Source organism: Sphingomonas hengshuiensis, from assembly GCF_000935025.1.
Classification (GTDB): Bacteria; Pseudomonadota; Alphaproteobacteria; order Sphingomonadales; family Sphingomonadaceae; genus Sphingomonas; species Sphingomonas hengshuiensis.
The window spans coordinates 806,922-824,153 of the sequence record NZ_CP010836.1; the positions used below are offsets into that span (position 1 = coordinate 806,922).

Annotated in this window: 15 protein-coding genes; 14 read left to right on the forward strand and 1 reads right to left on the reverse strand. The window is 65.2% G+C overall.

What is annotated here, in order from left to right; all coding sequences use genetic code 11:
- The first annotated feature begins 179 nt into the window (after nt 1–179).
- Genes TS85_RS03770 through TS85_RS25740 form a run of 3 tightly spaced genes read left to right on the forward strand, consistent with a single transcriptional unit; the run spans nt 180 to nt 3,239 of the window.
- Nucleotides 180–908 (forward strand): SDR family NAD(P)-dependent oxidoreductase, encoded by a 729-nt coding sequence (locus TS85_RS03770; protein WP_044330516.1) that lies wholly within the window; start codon nt 180–182, stop codon nt 906–908.
- Nucleotides 892–1,809 (forward strand): 2-dehydro-3-deoxygalactonokinase, encoded by a 918-nt coding sequence (locus TS85_RS03775; RefSeq protein WP_162184686.1) that lies wholly within the window; start codon nt 892–894, stop codon nt 1,807–1,809. Before TS85_RS03770 ends, TS85_RS03775 begins: the two co-directional genes overlap by 17 nt.
- The gene (locus TS85_RS25740; protein WP_162184687.1) at nt 1,806–3,239 is read left to right on the forward strand and encodes a 2-dehydro-3-deoxy-6-phosphogalactonate aldolase; all 1,434 of its coding nucleotides are present in this window, start codon (nt 1,806–1,808) and stop codon (nt 3,237–3,239) included. The genes TS85_RS03775 and TS85_RS25740 overlap by 4 nt, the downstream gene beginning before the upstream one ends.
- A 160-nt stretch (nt 3,240–3,399) precedes the next feature.
- On the opposite strand, the gene TS85_RS03785 is transcribed toward TS85_RS25740, so the two are convergent.
- Nucleotides 3,400–5,856 (reverse strand): TonB-dependent receptor plug domain-containing protein, encoded by a 2,457-nt coding sequence (locus tag TS85_RS03785; protein WP_044330520.1) that lies wholly within the window; start codon nt 5,854–5,856, stop codon nt 3,400–3,402.
- A gap of 590 nt (nt 5,857–6,446) precedes the next feature.
- Here TS85_RS03785 and TS85_RS23935 point away from each other — a divergent pair.
- From TS85_RS23935 to TS85_RS03845, 11 genes are all read left to right on the forward strand, one after another.
- The gene (locus TS85_RS23935) at nt 6,447–7,070 is read left to right on the forward strand and encodes an STN domain-containing protein (protein WP_155006286.1); all 624 of its coding nucleotides are present in this window, start codon (nt 6,447–6,449) and stop codon (nt 7,068–7,070) included.
- A complete protein-coding gene (locus TS85_RS23940) occupies nt 7,067–7,756 on the forward strand; it encodes an energy transducer TonB family protein (protein ID WP_052507714.1) in 690 nt (229 codons plus the stop codon). The genes TS85_RS23935 and TS85_RS23940 overlap by 4 nt, the downstream gene beginning before the upstream one ends.
- A gap of 35 nt (nt 7,757–7,791) precedes the next feature.
- Nucleotides 7,792–8,334: an RNA polymerase sigma factor gene (locus TS85_RS03805; protein WP_044330524.1), complete on the forward strand. Its 543-nt coding sequence runs from the start codon at nt 7,792–7,794 to the stop codon at nt 8,332–8,334.
- 18 nt (nt 8,335–8,352) lie between these two features.
- Nucleotides 8,353–9,306, forward strand: a complete 954-nt coding sequence (locus TS85_RS03810; RefSeq protein WP_044330525.1) for a FecR family protein — start codon at nt 8,353–8,355, stop codon at nt 9,304–9,306.
- Nucleotides 9,307–9,394: 88 nt separating this feature from the next.
- The gene (locus TS85_RS26025) at nt 9,395–10,201 is read left to right on the forward strand and encodes a helix-turn-helix transcriptional regulator (RefSeq protein ID WP_052507715.1); all 807 of its coding nucleotides are present in this window, start codon (nt 9,395–9,397) and stop codon (nt 10,199–10,201) included.
- A 246-nt stretch (nt 10,202–10,447) separates the two neighbouring features.
- The gene (locus TS85_RS03820; protein WP_155006287.1) at nt 10,448–12,166 is read left to right on the forward strand and encodes a ShlB/FhaC/HecB family hemolysin secretion/activation protein; all 1,719 of its coding nucleotides are present in this window, start codon (nt 10,448–10,450) and stop codon (nt 12,164–12,166) included.
- 53 nt (nt 12,167–12,219) lie between these two features.
- Entirely contained in the window at nt 12,220–13,875 is a 1,656-nt protein-coding gene (locus TS85_RS03825) for a DUF2341 domain-containing protein (protein WP_044330527.1), read from the forward strand.
- Nucleotides 13,876–13,885: 10 nt separating this feature from the next.
- Nucleotides 13,886–14,293, forward strand: a complete 408-nt coding sequence (locus TS85_RS03830) for an ExbD/TolR family protein (RefSeq protein ID WP_044330528.1) — start codon at nt 13,886–13,888, stop codon at nt 14,291–14,293.
- 6 nt (nt 14,294–14,299) lie between these two features.
- A complete protein-coding gene (locus TS85_RS23950) occupies nt 14,300–14,995 on the forward strand; it encodes a hypothetical protein (RefSeq protein ID WP_052507716.1) in 696 nt (231 codons plus the stop codon).
- 53 nt (nt 14,996–15,048) lie between these two features.
- Nucleotides 15,049–16,620: a putative porin gene (locus TS85_RS03840; RefSeq protein WP_044330529.1), complete on the forward strand. Its 1,572-nt coding sequence runs from the start codon at nt 15,049–15,051 to the stop codon at nt 16,618–16,620.
- Nucleotides 16,621–16,632: 12 nt separating this feature from the next.
- Nucleotides 16,633–17,136 (forward strand): hypothetical protein, encoded by a 504-nt coding sequence (locus TS85_RS03845; RefSeq protein WP_044330530.1) that lies wholly within the window; start codon nt 16,633–16,635, stop codon nt 17,134–17,136.
- The last annotated feature ends 96 nt before the right edge of the window (nt 17,137–17,232 follow it).

Consider the following 17,232-nt stretch of genomic DNA (forward strand, 5'->3'; position numbering starts at 1 on the left):
CCGATTCTGACATTCGGTACCGTGTGACGCTAGGTCGCGCTCGAATGTCAGAATCTCTTCGGACCACTAGAAGCATTTGATTCTAGTGGATTTTACGATTTTGACATTTGCAGACCCATCCCATCCGCCAGGGGATGCAAATGTCAAAATCAATCCACTAGCAGGCAAGGGGAGCAAGAATGAGCGATAGCGAACTGGCCGGGCGCACCGCACTGGTGAGCGGCGCGGCAAGCGGGATCGGCGCGGCTATCGCCCGGCGGTTCCGCGCCGCCGGGGCACGCGTCTGCGGGCTGGATCTCGCGCCGGCGCAAGGGGTGGACGTGGCGCGCGTCGCCGATCTCCGCTCGGATGGAGATGTCGAGAGCGCCTTGGCGCGGCTGGGGGAGGTGGATATCCTCGTCCATGCCGCCGCCCTCTCCCTCCATGGCGGAACGATCGACACCGCACCCGCGGACTGGGCCGACATCTATGACGTGAACGTGGTCGGCGCAGTGCGGCTGATGCGTGGGGTGGTGCCCGGGATGCGCGCACGCGGCGGCGGATCGATCCTGCTGCTTTCCTCGATCAACGCGCAGTTCGCGGCCCCGACGCTTGCCGCCTATGCTGCGTCCAAGTCGGCAGTCGAGAGCCTGACGCGCACCGCCGCGCTCGAGTTCGCGCCTTATGCGATCCGGGTCAATGCGATCGCCCCGGCGTCGGTCGATACGCCGCTGTTGCGCGAGTCATTCGATCGCACCGGCGACCCGGAAGCGGCGCGGGCGGCGAATATCCTGCGCCATCCGCTTGGCCGTCTGGGCATGCCCGAGGATGTGGCGGAACTCGCGCTATTCCTCGCCTCGGATCGGGCGAGTTGGATCACGGGGGCAATCCACCCGCTGGATGGAGGTGCGCATGTCACACGCCGCTGATGCCGAGATCGTCGGCGTGAATTGGGGAAGCTCGAACTTCCGCGCCTGGCGCATCGCGGGCGACGGCAGCATGGTGGACGAAATCGCCGCGGCAACGGGTGTCGCCGCACTCAGCCGCGACGGCATGGTCGAAACGATCGCCATGCTCGCCGCGCGCTGGCCCGATCACGGGCCGATCTATGCCTCGGGTATGATCGGGTCGAACATCGGCTGGGTCGAGGCGCCCTATGCGATTGCCCCTGCCGGCGTCGCGGACCTGGCCCGCGCGGCGATCCCGGTGGAAATCGCGGGGAGGCGGGTGCGCATCGTTCCCGGCATCGCCTGTCGCCGCGCCTTTGACGACGCACCGGATATTCTGCGCGGCGAGGAGATCGAACTCCTCGGGCTGATGGAACGGGCGCCGGGGGACGGAATCGCGGCGTTGCCCGGCACCCACACCAAATGGGTGCGGCATGAGGCCGGGTGTGTGGGCGAATTCCTCACTGCCATGTCGGGCGAGATATTCGATCGCCTGACCGCCCAGGGCCTGCTCGCCTCGATCGTCGAGGGCGATGCCGCCGAGGGGCCGGCGTTCCAGGACGGCGTTGCGCGCGGGCGTGCCGGCGGTCTTGGCCTGTCGAGCCTGTTGTTCGGCGCCCGTGCCCGCGTGATCCGGGGCGATCTGACGCGTGCCGACGCGGCATCCTATATTCGCGGGCTGCTGATCGGTGCCGAGATCGCCGATGCTCTGACCGCTTTCCCTGAGATGCGGGAGCGAGTGGTGCCGCTGATCGGCAATGGTCCGCTCTCGCGCCTCTACGCCGCCGCGCTCGGGGCCGTCGGCATAGAGGCTATGCTGGTCGAATCGCGCCTCGCCTGCCTGCTCGGTTTCCGCGCGCTGCACCGGGCGAGCCTCGAATGAGTGGCGGCTCGCGCCTGAACGTCGCGCTGGCAGCGATGCCGGTCGTGGCGATCCTGCGCGGATTGCGTGCTGACGAAGCCGTGGCGGTGGTCGGCGCGCTGTACGATGCGGGCATCCGCGTGGCCGAGGTGCCGCTCAACTCGCCGGACCCGTTCAGGACGATTGGGTTGCTCTGCCGCGCATTCGGCGACGCCATGGTCGTCGGGGCGGGGACGGTCACCGCGATCGGGCAGGTCGGCCGCCTCGCGGAATGCGGCGCCGCCCTGTGTGTCTCGCCCAATACGGATGCTGCCGTAATCGGAGAAGCGTTGCGGCTGGGCATGATTCCCCTGCCGGGCTGTGCGACCCCGACCGAGGCCTTTTCAGCGCTCGCCGCCGGAGCGAGACATTTGAAATACTTCCCCGCCGGGGGGCATGAAGGCGACATCGCCGCGTTACGCGCCGTGCTGCCCGACGGCATTGCGGTGTTGGCGGTCGGCGGCGTGAGGCTTTCGAACATCGCGGCGCTGCGGGCCGCCGGGTGCGCCGGGTTCGGCATCGGCGCCGATCTGTACGTGCCGCGGCGCACGGCGGAAGAGGTCGGCGCCTGTGCCCGCGCGCTTGTCCACGCCGCCCGCCATATCCCATGCGCGCGCCTGCTCGCCAATCCGGGGGCGATCATCGGCGAGTCTCCGGTGCTACTGAACGATACACTGGTGTGGACCGACCCAGTTCGCAGCCGACTCTATCGCTTCGCTGGAGGGCGGGTCGCCGAGGCGCCCGTGGATGCCCCGATCTTCGGGCTCGCCGCGCTGGACGACACGCGCATCGCGGGCACGCTGGAAAGCGCGTTCTGCACGCTGGATGGCGGCAGCGGGCCGGCGGCGGCCATTGGAACCGGCTGCCGCTTCAACGACCTGGCCATCGATCCGGCCGGCGGCCTGTGGGGCGGGACGATGCACAAGGCAATCCTCGCCGGTCGGGGTGCGATCTTTCATGCACCCGCTCCCGATGCGCCGCCGCGCCGCGTGGCACAGGGGCTGGGCGTGCCCAACGGGATGGCGTTTTCCGAGGACGGTCGCACGCTGTTCGTCGTCGACACGCTCGCACGGACGCTGGTCGCCTATCCCGCGGATGTCCCCGCCGGCAGTCTCGGCGAGCCGGTGATCCTCAGCGACTTCATGAACGTAGCGGGCAAGCCGGACGGCATGACCCGGGCGTCCGATGGCCGCTTCTTCGTGGCGATGTGGGGCGGCGGCTGCGTCGCCGAACTGGCTCCCGATGGCGCGCTGCTCCGCACGATCTCGGTTCCCGCGCCCAATCCCAGCAGCGTCGCGCTGGACGGCGACACGCTCTACGTCACGAGCTCGCGCATGCGGCTGGCGCCCGCCCAGCTCGGCAGCTTCCCGGCAAGCGGCGGACTCTTCGCGATTGATCTGACGGGCGGGTGAGCTCGACCTGCGCGCAGCACCCGCAATCCTGGAGTCGCCGAGGGCGGCGACCATCCTCATCCCCGAGTCCAGCGCGACCGCAGCCGATGGTGCCGTCGTCCACCGGTGTACGGATCCGGAGTGCTAGCGTCTGATGACGCGGGATTGAGCGCGATCCGATCTATCGGCCGAAGCGCTTGGTGAGCACCAGGCCGATCGTGCGCGGATTTGGCGGATTATTGTAGGGATCGTAACCCAGCACTGCGTCGACGATAGTGGGCGGGCGCTGGTCGAAGACGTTGGCGACCACCAGTTGTACCTCGCTGTTGGCGAGCCAGGACGACGATGTCAGCCGGCCCAGATCGAAGCCAAGAAACAGCGAGGCAGTTGTGTATGCGCTGATCTTCCGGGGCGCCCTGCCAGCACGGTTATCGGTGAAGCCATCGACATAGTTGACGACGGTGCCGCCGGAAAAGCCGCCGCGCCCCCAGATGAAGGTGCCGTTGAGCCGGAGGTCGGCGGCCTGCGCATAGCCGTCGAGACGCGATATGGCGGTCCCGCCCGCAGCCTTGAGGCTGAGGTCGAGGATATATTGGCCGGTGAGGTGAACGCTCGCATCGCCGCCCAGCAGGTTGGTCCGATATGCGAGATCGAGATCGATGCCGTCGGTGGTTTCCACCGCGAAATTCTGCGACCGGATGTCCGCGATTGCCTGGACCTGCGACAGCAGCGCCTCCGGGATTTCGCTGGCGCTGCTGTAGATCGCGTCCACGCCGCCGTTTACGAACGGGATGTCCGAGGTGAACCAGCGGAACACCGTGGGATTGTTGACGATGCTGTCGATCTGGGCGCGGGTTGGATTGCGGGTGTTGAAGACCTGAAGGTCGGGGGACGACACGCTATCGTCCTGCGACGGCGTGACGACCCGGTCGGAAATCTTGATCCGGTAATATCCAGCCTTGATCGAGAGGCCGGGGATGAAGGTCGGCGTGAGATCGACGCCGAGGGTGAAGGTATCGGCCTTTTGCGTCTTCAGATCAGGGTTCGAGCCAGCCCGGAACATCACCAGCGCGTTGCCGGCGGGAAGCGCGGGATTCTGATCGGCCGGGTCCAGGAAGGCATAGGGGTAATTCCAGAACGAGACCTGTTCGGCGATGCCGATCGTGTCGCGAAACCGTGGCACCAGGAAGGAGCGGGCATAGGTGCCGCGCAGCGCGATCGATCGGTCGACCTGCCAGCGCAGCCCGACTTTGGGGGCAAGCGCGTCGTCGAAGCCGAGATCCTCATAACGGGCGGCCGCGGACAAAGTGAGCGATCGCACCAGCGGCACGCCCTGCTCAGGTCCGACGATCGGCACGCTGACTTCGCCGAACGCCGACTTCGCCTTGCGCGTCCCCCCGTTGCGGTTGAAGAAAATCTTCGCATCGGTGCGGAGCGTCTCGACGCGATATTGGAGGCCGCCGGCGACCAGCACCGGCCCTGCGGGAAGTGTCGCAACTTCGGTCTGGCCGCTCAGTTCGGCGACGAACAGCGTGTTGCGATATTCATATTTCGTGCTGGTCGGGCTGTACGGCGGCACGCCGCTGAACAGGCTGCTGTTGGTGCGGTTTTGGCCATAGTCGATGTTCAGATCGATCGAGGTCGCCCCGTTCCCCTGCCAATGGGTATTGCCATTGATCGAATAGCCTGTGGTGCGCGTCTTGTAGAGCCGATTGTACCGCGGGAAATCCGGGTAGTTCCGAATGGCATTTCGGTCGCGCTGAAACCGCGACGCATCGATCGACACGCTGAAGTCTCCGGCCTCCTGGCGCACACCGCCGTAGAAGCCGCTAATCTCTTCGTCGGGAAGCTGGGTGATCTGCAGCTTCGTGTTGCTGGCGACGATCGGATCTTCGATGAATGCGGATCGCTTCTGGTACATCGCCATGCCGTAGACGCTGCCGGTCGCCCAGCTATGCCCGGCAAGCGCGCTGGCTTCCCAGTTCTTCGACCCCGTCGCGGTCGTGGTCGCGCCGCGCACGCGCAGTTCGAGACCGTTTTTCGGCTTGCGGGTGACGATATTGACCACCCCTGCCACTGCGTCGGCACCGTAGGTGGCGGATGCGCCATCGGAAATGATGTCGATCCGCTCGATCAGCGCAGAGGGAATGACGGATACGGTCGGCGATTCGACCATCCCGACCGATGCCATGCGGCGACCGTTCAGCAGCGTCAGCGTGGCGTCCGAGGCAAGGCCGCGCAGGGCAAAGCTGGCGAACCCGTCATATTGATTGTTGGTCGTGCCGCTGCCGAGTGTGCTCCCGATGCTCGACGCCGAGCTGCCGAAATCGCTGAGATCGCCAGTGAAGTTCTGCGGGATCGACAGCATATACTCCGATACCGAGCCGGCGCCCGATCGGACGATGTCGCCCTGGCCATAGGAAAAGACCGGGCTGGCGACGAATTCTCGTGGAAGCCCACGAATCAGCGAGCCGGTGACTACGATATCGTTTGCTGGCGGGGCCGGGGTCGCCCCGGTGGCGCTCTCCTCGACCTTCGTATCGCTCTGTTCGGTTTGCGCCGCGGGCGGCGCTTCCTGCGCCGCGGCGGGAGCGACGGACGCGAAAATGGCGATGTACCCAATGTTAGAAAATCGCAAGACAACCCCCAATTATTATAAGATGATATACCATGTCCTTGGCCGGCGGCTGGTTTGGCCAGCCAGCGTGCGGTCAGCCGGGTCGGCGACGCTGGTCCGGAATCGCCTTAAGCGCGGACCGCGCCAGAGCAGACGCGCGCGATACCGACCGGCCCGAGACCGGGCCGGCCCAGATAAATGTCCGATTCAAGATTCCCCCCTTGAAAAATCGCGATATAATATATCGTCTCTCTTATGCCCGGATTGTGCGCTGCGCAATGCGTTTGAGCGTTGCAATGATGACAAATGTTAACGCGGACCCGGTCCGCACCTCGGACGCTGCCACAGCCCTGCCTTTCCGGCGGCTCGGCGTTCTCGCGCGCGACCTGCAGGTATCGATTCTCGCTGCCGGACTGTTGATGACGCGCGTACGGTGTTTGGCGTGCTCAAGAAATGCAACGACGCCCAATCCTTTATTCGAAGTTGCCGCGCGGGCGTCACAAAGATGAAACGATTGGGTGCGACGCAGCATCACACTCTAATTGGTAGTCGATGCGATGGTGCCTGGGGGGCGGGCCAATGCCGGTTTCGTAACGACTTCGCTCGTCGTGATGGCATTTCTACCTTTCGTGATCGTCCCGCCCGCTTCGGCCCAGGATGGGGCTGCGCGGCCAAGTCTGTCGCAACCTGCAAAGCCTCTGGCGGAAGCGCTCCGGAAATTTGCGCAGGACAGCGGCTATGACGCCGTCTTCCAGGAAACGCTGGTCGAGGGCCGGCGGTCGGCGCCGGTGCACGATGCGCGGAACGCCCATGATGCCTTGAACCAGATGCTGGCGGGTTCGGGGCTTGTGCCGCGGTTCACCCGGCCAAACGCCTTCATCCTCGAAGTCGCGGGCGCCACGGCACCGGCTGCGCTGGCGCTGGAGCGGATCGAAGTCGTCGCTCCGGCTGTGCGCGAACGCGAGGCCGCCTATCGCTGGTATGGCGAGAAATTGCTGGAAGCCAGCCTCGCAACGCTGCGGCGCTCGCCCGAAATGGGCATGCGCGCCTATGATTTCACCATCTATGTCTATCTCTCCGAACGCGGCACGATCATCGATCTGGAGGCGGGGGATGTCTCCGGTCAGAGCGACGTGCTGCAGAGCGCCGCGCAGATGCTGAAGGGCCTCGCGGTGGGGATCGTGCCGCCAGCGGATATGCCCCAGCCCGTTGGCTTGCGGATCAGCGCACAGTGAGTTTCCCCGGCTTCGGCGATCACACTGCACTGTCCGGCGCGCACTATCTCAACGCACCCGACCAGGCGCGCATCCGTGCTGTGTCCCTTTCGATCGTCATGACCCTCTATCTGGCGGCGTTCCTGCTGTTTTTCGGGGGCTGGTTTGATCGTGTCGGCGACGTCGACGGCGCGCCGGCGGGGGCCGGACATATTAACAGCTTCCTCCTCGCTCCGGCGCCGCCGATTGCGGCCCTGCCGGCCAGCGGCGGATCGGGGACTGCGCCCGCGTCGCGAGGCGACACTGAGCGTGCCGTCAAGGAACAGCCGCAGGGTGCCGGGCCGGGCAAGATCGCCTATGGCGGCGATGCCGCGTTGACCCAAGCCCTGGCCGATGCATTGGCCGACGATCCGCTCTCGGGTGGCGGTTCGCCCGGCTATGACGCCGCGCTGCGCCGGCACCTTGCGCGATTTGCCCAGCCGCCGCGTGCGAGCGCAGGGCGGCGTCGCGGCATCGTGGTGATCCGCTTCCGGATCGATCGCGACGGCCGCGTCGTCGATGCGCGCGTGCTGAAATCGCAGGGCTCCCCCTTGGACGAGGCGGCGCTGGCGACGCTTTGGCGGGCAGAGCCCCTGCCCGGGGTGCCCGCCGGATTGCCGGCGCCGCTGGAGGTCGATGTGCCGATCGATTTCAAGGCAAGCGGGTGACGCGGCCGTTCCCGCGAATTCCGGCCTGAAGTCCGATGGATTCGACCTTCCTGCTCCACCGCTTCCTCCAACTGTATCCCGATTTTCGAGAGCGGCTGCGCCGACGCCTGGGTTCCAGCGATCTCGCGGATGAAGCGCTCAACGAAGTATATCTGAAGCTTCGCCACACCGATAAGACCTATTCGGTCAGGAATATCGGCGCCTATCTGTTCCGCCTCACGCTGAATACGGCATCCGATCAGCGCCGCGCGGCTGCTCGGCTGGCGGGCGCCGACGAGATCGAGGCGGCGATGGAATTGGCCGATCCGGCACCCGATCCATTGCGGACCATTGATTCGAAGGACATGCTTGCGATGCTCGCAGAGGCAGTCGAGACCCTCTCCGAACGCCGACGATCGATTTTGATCGCAGTGCGCCTCGAAGGGCGGTCATGCCGGGAAATTGCGCAGGAGATGGGGCTCAATAAACGGACAGTGGAACTTGAATTGCGGCACGCGCTGGATCACTGCGCCGAACGGCTTGCAAAGTCGCACCGATCGAATTTCGCAAATGATCCTGCCCGAACGTCATATCATTAAAGGATGCAGGCACCCCGCATGAAGTCGGACGAATACATGGTTGACGGGCGACTGGTGCCGCAAGCGCAAGCACGCGCTTGGCTGGTGCGTCTCAGGTCGGGCGACGCGACCCGGGGCGACCTTCAGGCGCTGGGCCGCTGGCGTGCGTCGAGTGCAGACCATGAAAAATCCTATCAGGCCGAACTGCGCATGTGGAATGCGCTGGGTCCGGCGCTGGCCGGGGGGGACGCCGTGTTTCCGCGCCCGGCACCTGGTCGCGTGTCGCGCCGTTGGATATTGGGCGGCGCGACCGGCCTGGCCGCGAGCGCGGTGGTGGCGGTCGCCCTGGTCGGCGGCAATCCCGCACCGGCGGGGGCTACGGTGTTCGAGACGAACAAGGGCGAGCGCAGGCGGGTGCGCCTGGCCGCGGGTCTCGATATGGAGATCAACACCGATTCACGCCTGTACTTCTGGCCGGAGGCGACGCCGCGACTGACGCTGGATCGTGGCGAGGCAATGATTTCGGTCGCTTATCGCGAGGGCCGCCAGTTCGTGGCGCGCGCCAACAGCGTGGAGATCACGACGCGCCAGGCGCGCTTCGTCCTGCGCGACGACAATGGCGTTACTCGAATCGCCTGCCTGGACGGCGATCTCTCCGTCCAGTCCGATGGCGCCGCCTATGCGCTGGGCAAGAATATGTCGCTGGTCCTGGGCGAAGGAGCTGCCCACCCGGTCGAGACTGTCGCGAGCGACAGCCAAGTGGCGTGGCAGCGCGGACTGTACCTGTTCCGGGATCGCCCGGCGGGCGAAGTGGTGGCGGAGATCAATCGCTATCGACCGGGCCATGTTTACTTGCCCGAGCATCGCAGCGGGGTTCGTATTACCGGGGTGATTCATCTCGATCGCGTCGATCTGGCGGTCGATCACATCGCCCGGTCGCTCGGCATGAAGGCGGTGCGATTGCCGGGTGGTGTAGTGTTCCTCCGCAATTGAAGGCCGCGTGCGCGCCCGGACCGCGATCACGAAATTAATTTTCGCATTTCCGCCCCTCCATTCGTCCTTGGGATAAGGGGGACGCGGGATGGCGCAGGTGCGCGATAGTGCAGCATGTTTGAACACCACTGCGCTCGCGGCGGCGCCGTTCGCGGCAAACCTGTCGCGTGCGCAGAGCCGCAGACAGGCATTCGAGCTTCTGGCCGCGGAAGTGCGCCGCATGGGGTTCGAAAATCTGTGCCTGAGCATCGAGAATGCCGGCCCGTTCGGGATCGAGCGGTGCGCACGCTGGTCGACGCTGGACAGCGACCGCCAGGCCTGCCTGGATGCGATCGGGTTTGACGGGCATGATCCCATCCGCCGCTTTGCGCGCAAGACAAGCGATCCGTTCCTCTGGTCGCGCGGCGACTGGCCCGGGGAGCGCAGCGCGACCGCACGCGAGATCATGGCGGGGCTGCACAAGGTTTCGATCGGGGCAGGGATGAGCGTCGCGATCTGGGGGCGGGCCGGAAGAGTCGCGATCGCGGATGCGTTCGGCCCGGAGGATTGGGTGCGCACCCTGTCGTCCGATACCGCCGACCTGTTTTTCCTGGCGTGCGCCCAAACGGTCCGTCTGGTCGATCGCTACACCGATGCGCCGGACATGCCGGCGCTGACGCGACGAGAGATCGAGATCCTCGAGCTTGCCGCGCAGGGGCTCAGTTCGCGGTTGATCGCGATACGGCTGGAGATTGTGGAGCCGACGGTGAAATTTCACTTCAAGGGCATTCGCGCGAAGTTGAATGCCGGCAGCAAGGCCGAGGCCGTTGCCCGCTTTGCGTCGCTGGGGCCAGCCCTGGACGTCGCTGGCGCACATCTCGGTGGCGGCCATGTTCCGCAAGAATCCAGGCTATAAGATAGCAATACTAGCCACGGTGTAAGTATGTACTGTGTAGAAATTTACCGTCGATCTTCGGATCGGCGGGAATTTTGCGTGAACAACTCATATCGACAATATTATCCGAACCTATTCCATTGGGATAGTATTTATCGCGTCACACACCCTCCCTATCGGACCTTTCGACGGTCGGCATGAACGACAAACTGATTCGATAACCTTCGGGGGCGGGCAATCGTGATATTACGATTACAAGAAGACTTGGTGCGCAAATCTCGGGCGCGCATCGCCGCACGGTTTCTCTGTGCGGCGAGCATCGCGGCGACCTGTATCGCCGGCCCGGTTCAGGCCCAGCAGGCAGACGCACCTGCTGGCGCGGCGACGGGTGAAGAATCCGAACTCCATTTCGACGTGATGGAATATGTCGTGCGCGGCAACAGCGTGTTGGCCGCCGCGGACATCCAGACCGTCCTCACGCCGTTCGCAGGCTATCGCAAGACCGTAGCTGAAGTAGAGGCTGCGCGCGCGGCGCTGGAGAAAACCTATCGCGACCGCGGCTATGCCACCGTCGTGGTCGAAGTGCCGCAGCAGGCAGTCAGTTCGGGCATCATCGACCTGATCGTGACCGAGGGACGGGTCGGCCAGGTGCGCGTGACCGGCGCCGATTATGTCCTTCCCAGCGAAGTGCGCGGGAGCCTGCCGAGCCTGCGCAAGGGCAATGTGCCCAATGTCCCGGTGCTCCAACAGGAACTGTCCGCCGCCAATGCGCGGACGACGCGGACCATCACGCCGGAATTCAAGGCCGGCCTCGCGCCCGGAACCGTCGATGTCGATCTGGCGGTCAACGACAAGCGCCCCTGGGGCGCGGGCGCCGAGATGAACGACCAGTATAACCGATCGACCGAGCGCCTGCGCGCGAACGTCTCGGCGCATTACGACAATCTCTGGCAGGCGGCCCATAGCGCCAACATCTTCTTTCAGACCGCGCCGCAGGATCTGAACCAGGTCCAGGTCATTTCGGGCTCCTATTATGCCCCCCTGGGCTACGGACGGACCAGCCTGCTGGGCTATGTCGTCCATTCGAATACCGACGTCGCGACGGTAGGCGGGCTGGCGGTCCTGGGCAACGGCCTGACGGTGGGCGGCAGGCTGATGCGCACGCTCGGCAATTCGCCGCCGGGCGTGGTCCAGTCGCTGCTGATTGGAGTCGACTATAAGGATTATCTCGACCAGATCGGGCTCACCGATCCCGAAACCGGCGACCTGCTGACCTTTGATACGCCGGTCAAATATCTGCCCTTCACGGCCCAGTATCGCTGGCTGGGCGGCAATGCCAAGTCGAACGGCGAATTCAGCGTCGGTACGACGTTCGCGTTCGACGGCGTCGTCGGCAAGCAGCGCGAGTTCGGCCTGGTTCCCGATAACCCGCTGACGCCCGGCATCAACGAGCAGAGCGTCGGCAAGCGCGCAGGCGCCGAGGCGAGCTTCATCTACCTCTATGGTAGTGGCGCCTATAACCGGCAATTGCCGGGCGGCTTCGATCTCAAGGCGGCGTTCGACTGGCAGCTTGCCCCGCGCCCGCTGATTTCGAACGAGCAGTTCGTGCTGGGCGGGGTGGGCAGCGTCCGCGGGTATCGCGAAGCCGAGGCGCTGGGCGACAGCGGCGCGCGGCTTTCGCTGGAGCTTGGCTACCACATCCCGATCGGCAAGCCCGGCTCGGCGACCGCCCGGAACATCGACTGGCGCGTCGCCGCCTTTGTCGAGGGCGGCCATTCCTGGAACGAAGATCCGCTTCCCGAAGAACAATCGAAGTTCTCGCTGGTCAGTACGGGCCTGACGACGCGGTTCGATCTCTACCAATATCTCTATGGCCAGTTCGACCTTGCCTACCAGTTCGACGCCGATCCGACGAAATCGGGTCAGGACGTGACCGACGACGTCGGTGGCATGCGCGCGCACTTCAAAGTCGGCATCAAATACTGAGGGTTGCTATGAAAGCTTATTTATTTCGAGGCCTTGCTGCCTCCTTACTGGCCTTGGGAAGCCTGGTCGCGATGCCGGCCAATGCGCAGGACGCGGACTGGCTCGACGACAGCCTTGCGGTTCGCAAGGAGATTGCCGTGAAGCCCGGCGCGGGCGGGGCCGGCCTTGACGCAAAGGTCGCGACATTTCCGTTCGCGTTGCGGCTTTCCACGCAGACGCTGGCGTTCGAGGATGTGAAGCCTGACGGCGCGGACCTGCGGGTTGCGGGACCGGACGGCAAGCGCGTCGATCATTATGTCGAGAATTTCGACCCAAAGGCCGGGCTGGCGACAGTCTGGGTCAAGGGCGTCAATTTCGATCCGGCATCGACGCAGAATTATCATCTTTACTACAAGGGCGACGCTGCCTCGACTGCGAATTCGTCCGCCGTTTTCGACGCCTCTGAAGTCCTGGCGCTCGATTTCAGCGGGACCGGGCCGATCAAGGACCGGACCCGCAACAACAACCAGGCAAGCTCGGTTCCGACCGCGGCAGGCTTTGCCGGCCAGTCCGCGACCTTCAGCGGGGCCGAGATCTTGCGGGTCGCAACCTCGTCGAGCCTTGAGATCGCCGGGCGGCCCTTCACGCTGATGCTCTGGGTAAAGCCGCGCGGGCCCTCGACGGGCGTGCTCGTCGATCGCTCGGGGTCGTTCTCGATCGGATTGAGCGGGCTCAACCCGGTGGCGACGGTCGGCGGCGTCCAGCTTGCGTCCGGCATCGCGCTGGCCGCGGACACGTGGAGCCATGTTGCGCTGGTCGCGCGCGCCGACGGCAAGGTAGAGCTCTATGTCAACGGCAAGCTTGCGGGTACGGCACAGGCGGCGCTGCCGGCGCAGTCGGGCGACATCGTCATCGGCCAGGGCTTTTCCGGCCAGATCGACAATGTCCGCTTCGCCGCGGTCGACCGCACCCCCGGATATATCAACGCCGTCGCGCAATCGGACAATGGCAAGGGACTGGTGACGTTCGGCGCCGAGCAGGAGCGCAGCGGGAAGTTCGAAATCGGATATTTCGTCACGGTCATCAAGAGCGTCACGCTCGAAGGCTGGATCGTGATTGCGATGTGCGCCGTGCTGCTGGTGCTCGCGCTTGCCGTGATGGTCCAGAAATTCGGGCTGCTCGGCAAGATCGAGAAGCAGAATCGGGCGTTCGAAAAGGCCTATGCGGGCGCGGCGGAAATCGATGGGGCCACGCTGGAAAGCGATGCGAAGCGCAACGATGCCTCTACGCTGTCGCAAATCTATCGGGCAGGGCTGCTGGAAATATCGCACCGTTCGAAAAACGGGCCGGCGCGCTTCACGTCCTCCGGCATCGAGGCGCTGAAGGCGCGGATCGACGCGGTCAGTTCCAACCAGGCGTTCGAACTCTCCGACAAGCTCGTCGTTCTGACGTTGTCGATCGCTGGCGGGCCGTTCCTCGGGCTGCTCGGCACGGTGATCGGCGTGATGATCACGTTCGCGGCGATCGCGGCCGAAGGGAATGTCAACGTCAACGCGATTGCACCGGGTGTTGCTGCGGCCTTGCTGGCGACTGCCGCCGGCCTCGCCGTCGCGATCCCTGCACTGTTCGGGTACAATCTGATCGTCACCCGCATCAAGCGCATCAACGCCGCCAATCGATCCTTCGCCGACACGCTGGTCGCGCGGATCGCCGAACAATTCGGCGCGTGAGGGCAGTACGATGGCAAAAGTCCAAGACGAAGACGCGATCTACGACGAGATCAACGTCGTACCGATGCTGGATCTCGCTTATGTGCTGATCGTCATCTTCATCCTGATGGCGACGGCGCAGGTGTCGGGGATCGAACTCGATCTGCCCCAGGCATCCAACCGCAAGACGCTCGAGGCTTCGCAGACGCAGGCGATCAGCATCGCTTCGTCGGGCGACATCTATCTCAACGGCGCGCCGACGTCGGTGCCCGAACTCGACGCCGAGATGCGCCGCAAATTCGCCGAGGACCCCGAGGTTCCCGTGGTGATCCGCGGCGACACGCAGGCGGCCTATGGCAAGGTCGTCGAGATTCTCGACGTCCTGAAGGGGGTGGGGATCACCAAGATCGGCCTGCCCGCCGAAAAGCCGGCGGCTTGAGCGATCATGGCAGCTCAGCGTGCCTTTATAACGGCCCCAGCCTGGGGCCGGGTCGCCCCGGTCGCGATCGGGCTGCTCCTGGCGCTCGCGGGCTGGTGGCTGCTCGGTCTCGACAAGGTCGAAGACCGGGTGCGGGATGAACAGGTCGAGATGTTCGACCTCGCCGTTCCGCCGCCACCCCCGCCACCGCCACCCGAGCCAATGGAGCAGCCCGAAGTAACCCCCGAGACCGTCGCCGCGGAAGCGCAGGCGATCCAGCCCGATCCGCTTTCGCCCCCGCAGCCGGCAAGCGTAAATCCGCCCGCCGGCGACCTTTCGAGCCTGATGCAGGACCCCACGGGCGACAGCGGCGCTTTTGTCGGCGGGGCGCGGGGGCAGGGCGGAACGGGCAAGGGGCCGGTTATCGGCGGCGTCGGCAAGGGCAATTCCAGCGGCGCGTCCCGCGCCTATGCCGAACTCGTCCAGCGCGCGCTGATGCGACATCTGCGCAAGCGGGCCAGCCTCGCCACCGCGCAGTTCCAGTTCCGGGTGCGGGTGCGGGTGTCGGCATCGGGGCAGCTCGAGATACTCGGCCTGTCCAACGTCCGCCCCGCCGCGCTCGAAGGCGAATTGCTGCAAACGCTGCGAAGCCTCTCGCGGGTCGAGACGCCGCCACCGGCGGGCGTGCCCAACCAGATCACCGTTGAACTCAATCAGGCCTGAACAGGGCCGAAGACGAACCTCCAGGGAGCACGATAATGCGAAGCCCGAAATGCATGACGACGTTGTTTTCAACCGCGGGCGGCGCCGCCATCCTGCTGGCGCTGTCTGGCGGCGCGCAGGCGCAGACGCGCGCTACCGATCCCTCCACGCTCGATATTCTCGACGTGCTGGTGGAAAAGGGCGTCCTGAACCGTGCCGATGCGGATGCGGTGCTGGCCGAAGCGCGCAAGCGCAGCGAGGCCGATGCGGGCACGGTTCGCGTGCCCTATGTGCCCGAAGCCGTGCGGGCGCAGGTTCGCGAGGAAGTGAAGCGCGACGTGATCGCCACCGCCAAGAGCGAGGGCTGGGCACAGCCCGGGGCGATTCCCGCCTGGCTGGATCGGTTCACCCTCTCGGGCGACATGCGCGTCCGCGGTGAGCGCCAGGCCTTTGGCGGAAGCAACACGCCGTTGCTGCTCGACGTCAATGCGATCAATGCCGATGGCAGCTACAGCACCGATGACGTGCTGCCGTTGCGCTCCACGACGAAGGACCGGTATCGCGGCCGTATCCGCGCGCGCCTGGCGGTCGACGCCAGGATCTCGGACGGGATCGATGCCGGGGTGCGCTTCACGACCGGAAATCCGAACGACCCGACGCAGAACAACCAGACGCTGACGGGCAATTTCGGCAAGTTCGTCGTCGGGCTGGACCGCGCCTATATCCGCGCCCGCCCCTTCGCGAAGGATGGCACATTCGCGAATACCAACCTGATCCTCGGCAAGTTCGACAATCCGTTCTTCTCGACCGAGCTGCTGTTCGATCGCGATCTGCAGTTCGAAGGCGTGGCCGGGACGCTCAGCGCCCGTCTGGGCGATGGAAACGGTGCGCCCGAAGTCTTCCTGACCGGGGGCGCGTTCCCGCTGGAAGAGTGGGACGTCACCAGCGACGACAAATTCCTCTTCGCCGGCCAGGTCGGCGCCTCGGGCAGCCCGATTGACGGGTTCCGGCTCAAGACCGCCGTGTCGCTCTATGAATATACCAACGTCCAGGGCCAGTATAACACGCTGGGCACCCGCGATAACGAACACACTGCGGTGCAGCAGATCCAGTTCGGCAATTCGGTCTTCAATCTTCGCCGTGACGGTGGTTTCGTCAACACGGTCAAGTTCGGGCTGGCGTCCAAATTCCGGGTGGGTGCGGTAACGGCGCGCGCCGAGTTCGACGTCACGCCGTCGCTGGTCGCTGCGATCGATATCGAGGCGGCGAAAAACTTCGCCTTCGACCGCGCCGCGATCGACGCTCGGGACGTGCCTGCGTCCAGCGGCGACAAGGCCTGGTATGCCAATGTCAGCATCGGCCATCCGGTGATCTCGGCCAAGAACTCGTGGCAACTGGCCGCGGGCTATCGCCGGCTTGAAGGGGATTCCACCTTCGATCTGTTCACCGACTCAGACTTTGGTTTTGGCGGCACCGATCAAGAGGGCTTCGTGGTCGTCGGCTCCTGGGCCGTCGCGCGCAATCTCTGGCTGACCGGTTCGTGGTTCTCGGCCCGGACGATCAACCTTGCCGATCCGACGACCGGGACGCTCGCGCCGCCGATCGATTCGGACACCTTCATGTTCGACCTCAACGTCAAATTCTAAAGGACGCGAAACATGAAACGATCCTTGATCATCGGCAGCGGCGCCGCCGTGCTTCTGCTGTGCTCGACGCAGGCACAGGCACAGGCACAGGCGCAGACGGCGGGTGCCGGCGGCCTGGCGCCCGAGCAGGCGCAACAACTCATCGCCACGCTTACCCAGCGCAACGCGCAGTTGCGCGAGCTGGCGGCGCGCATCCGCGAGATGGAAGCGCAGGTCGCCGCCGGCCGCGAGGCAGTGAAGGAGCGGGAGAACGCCCGCAAGGCGCTCGTGATCGCTGCGCAGAAGAACCGCGAATTGGTCGAAATCGCCGAGGCTATTCTCGACGATTACCAGAAGATGGACCTGGGCAAGCGCGTCGCCGCGCGCGAACCGCTGACGCAGCTCTACCGCGTCAGGCTGGAGAACAAGCTCCAGGCGTTTCACGACGAGATCGCGGCGCAGGGCTTTTATCCGCAGCGCGAGCTGGATGCGCTTCAGGCCCCCGCTGCCGCGCCGGTTGCTCCGCCGGCCCAGTAACCTGGTCCTTTTCGACCCCTTGAGGGGCGGCGGCTGTCCATTTCGCCGCCCCTCGGGGCCGACGCCAGTCAATGCGTTTCCAACCTTTTGATCTCG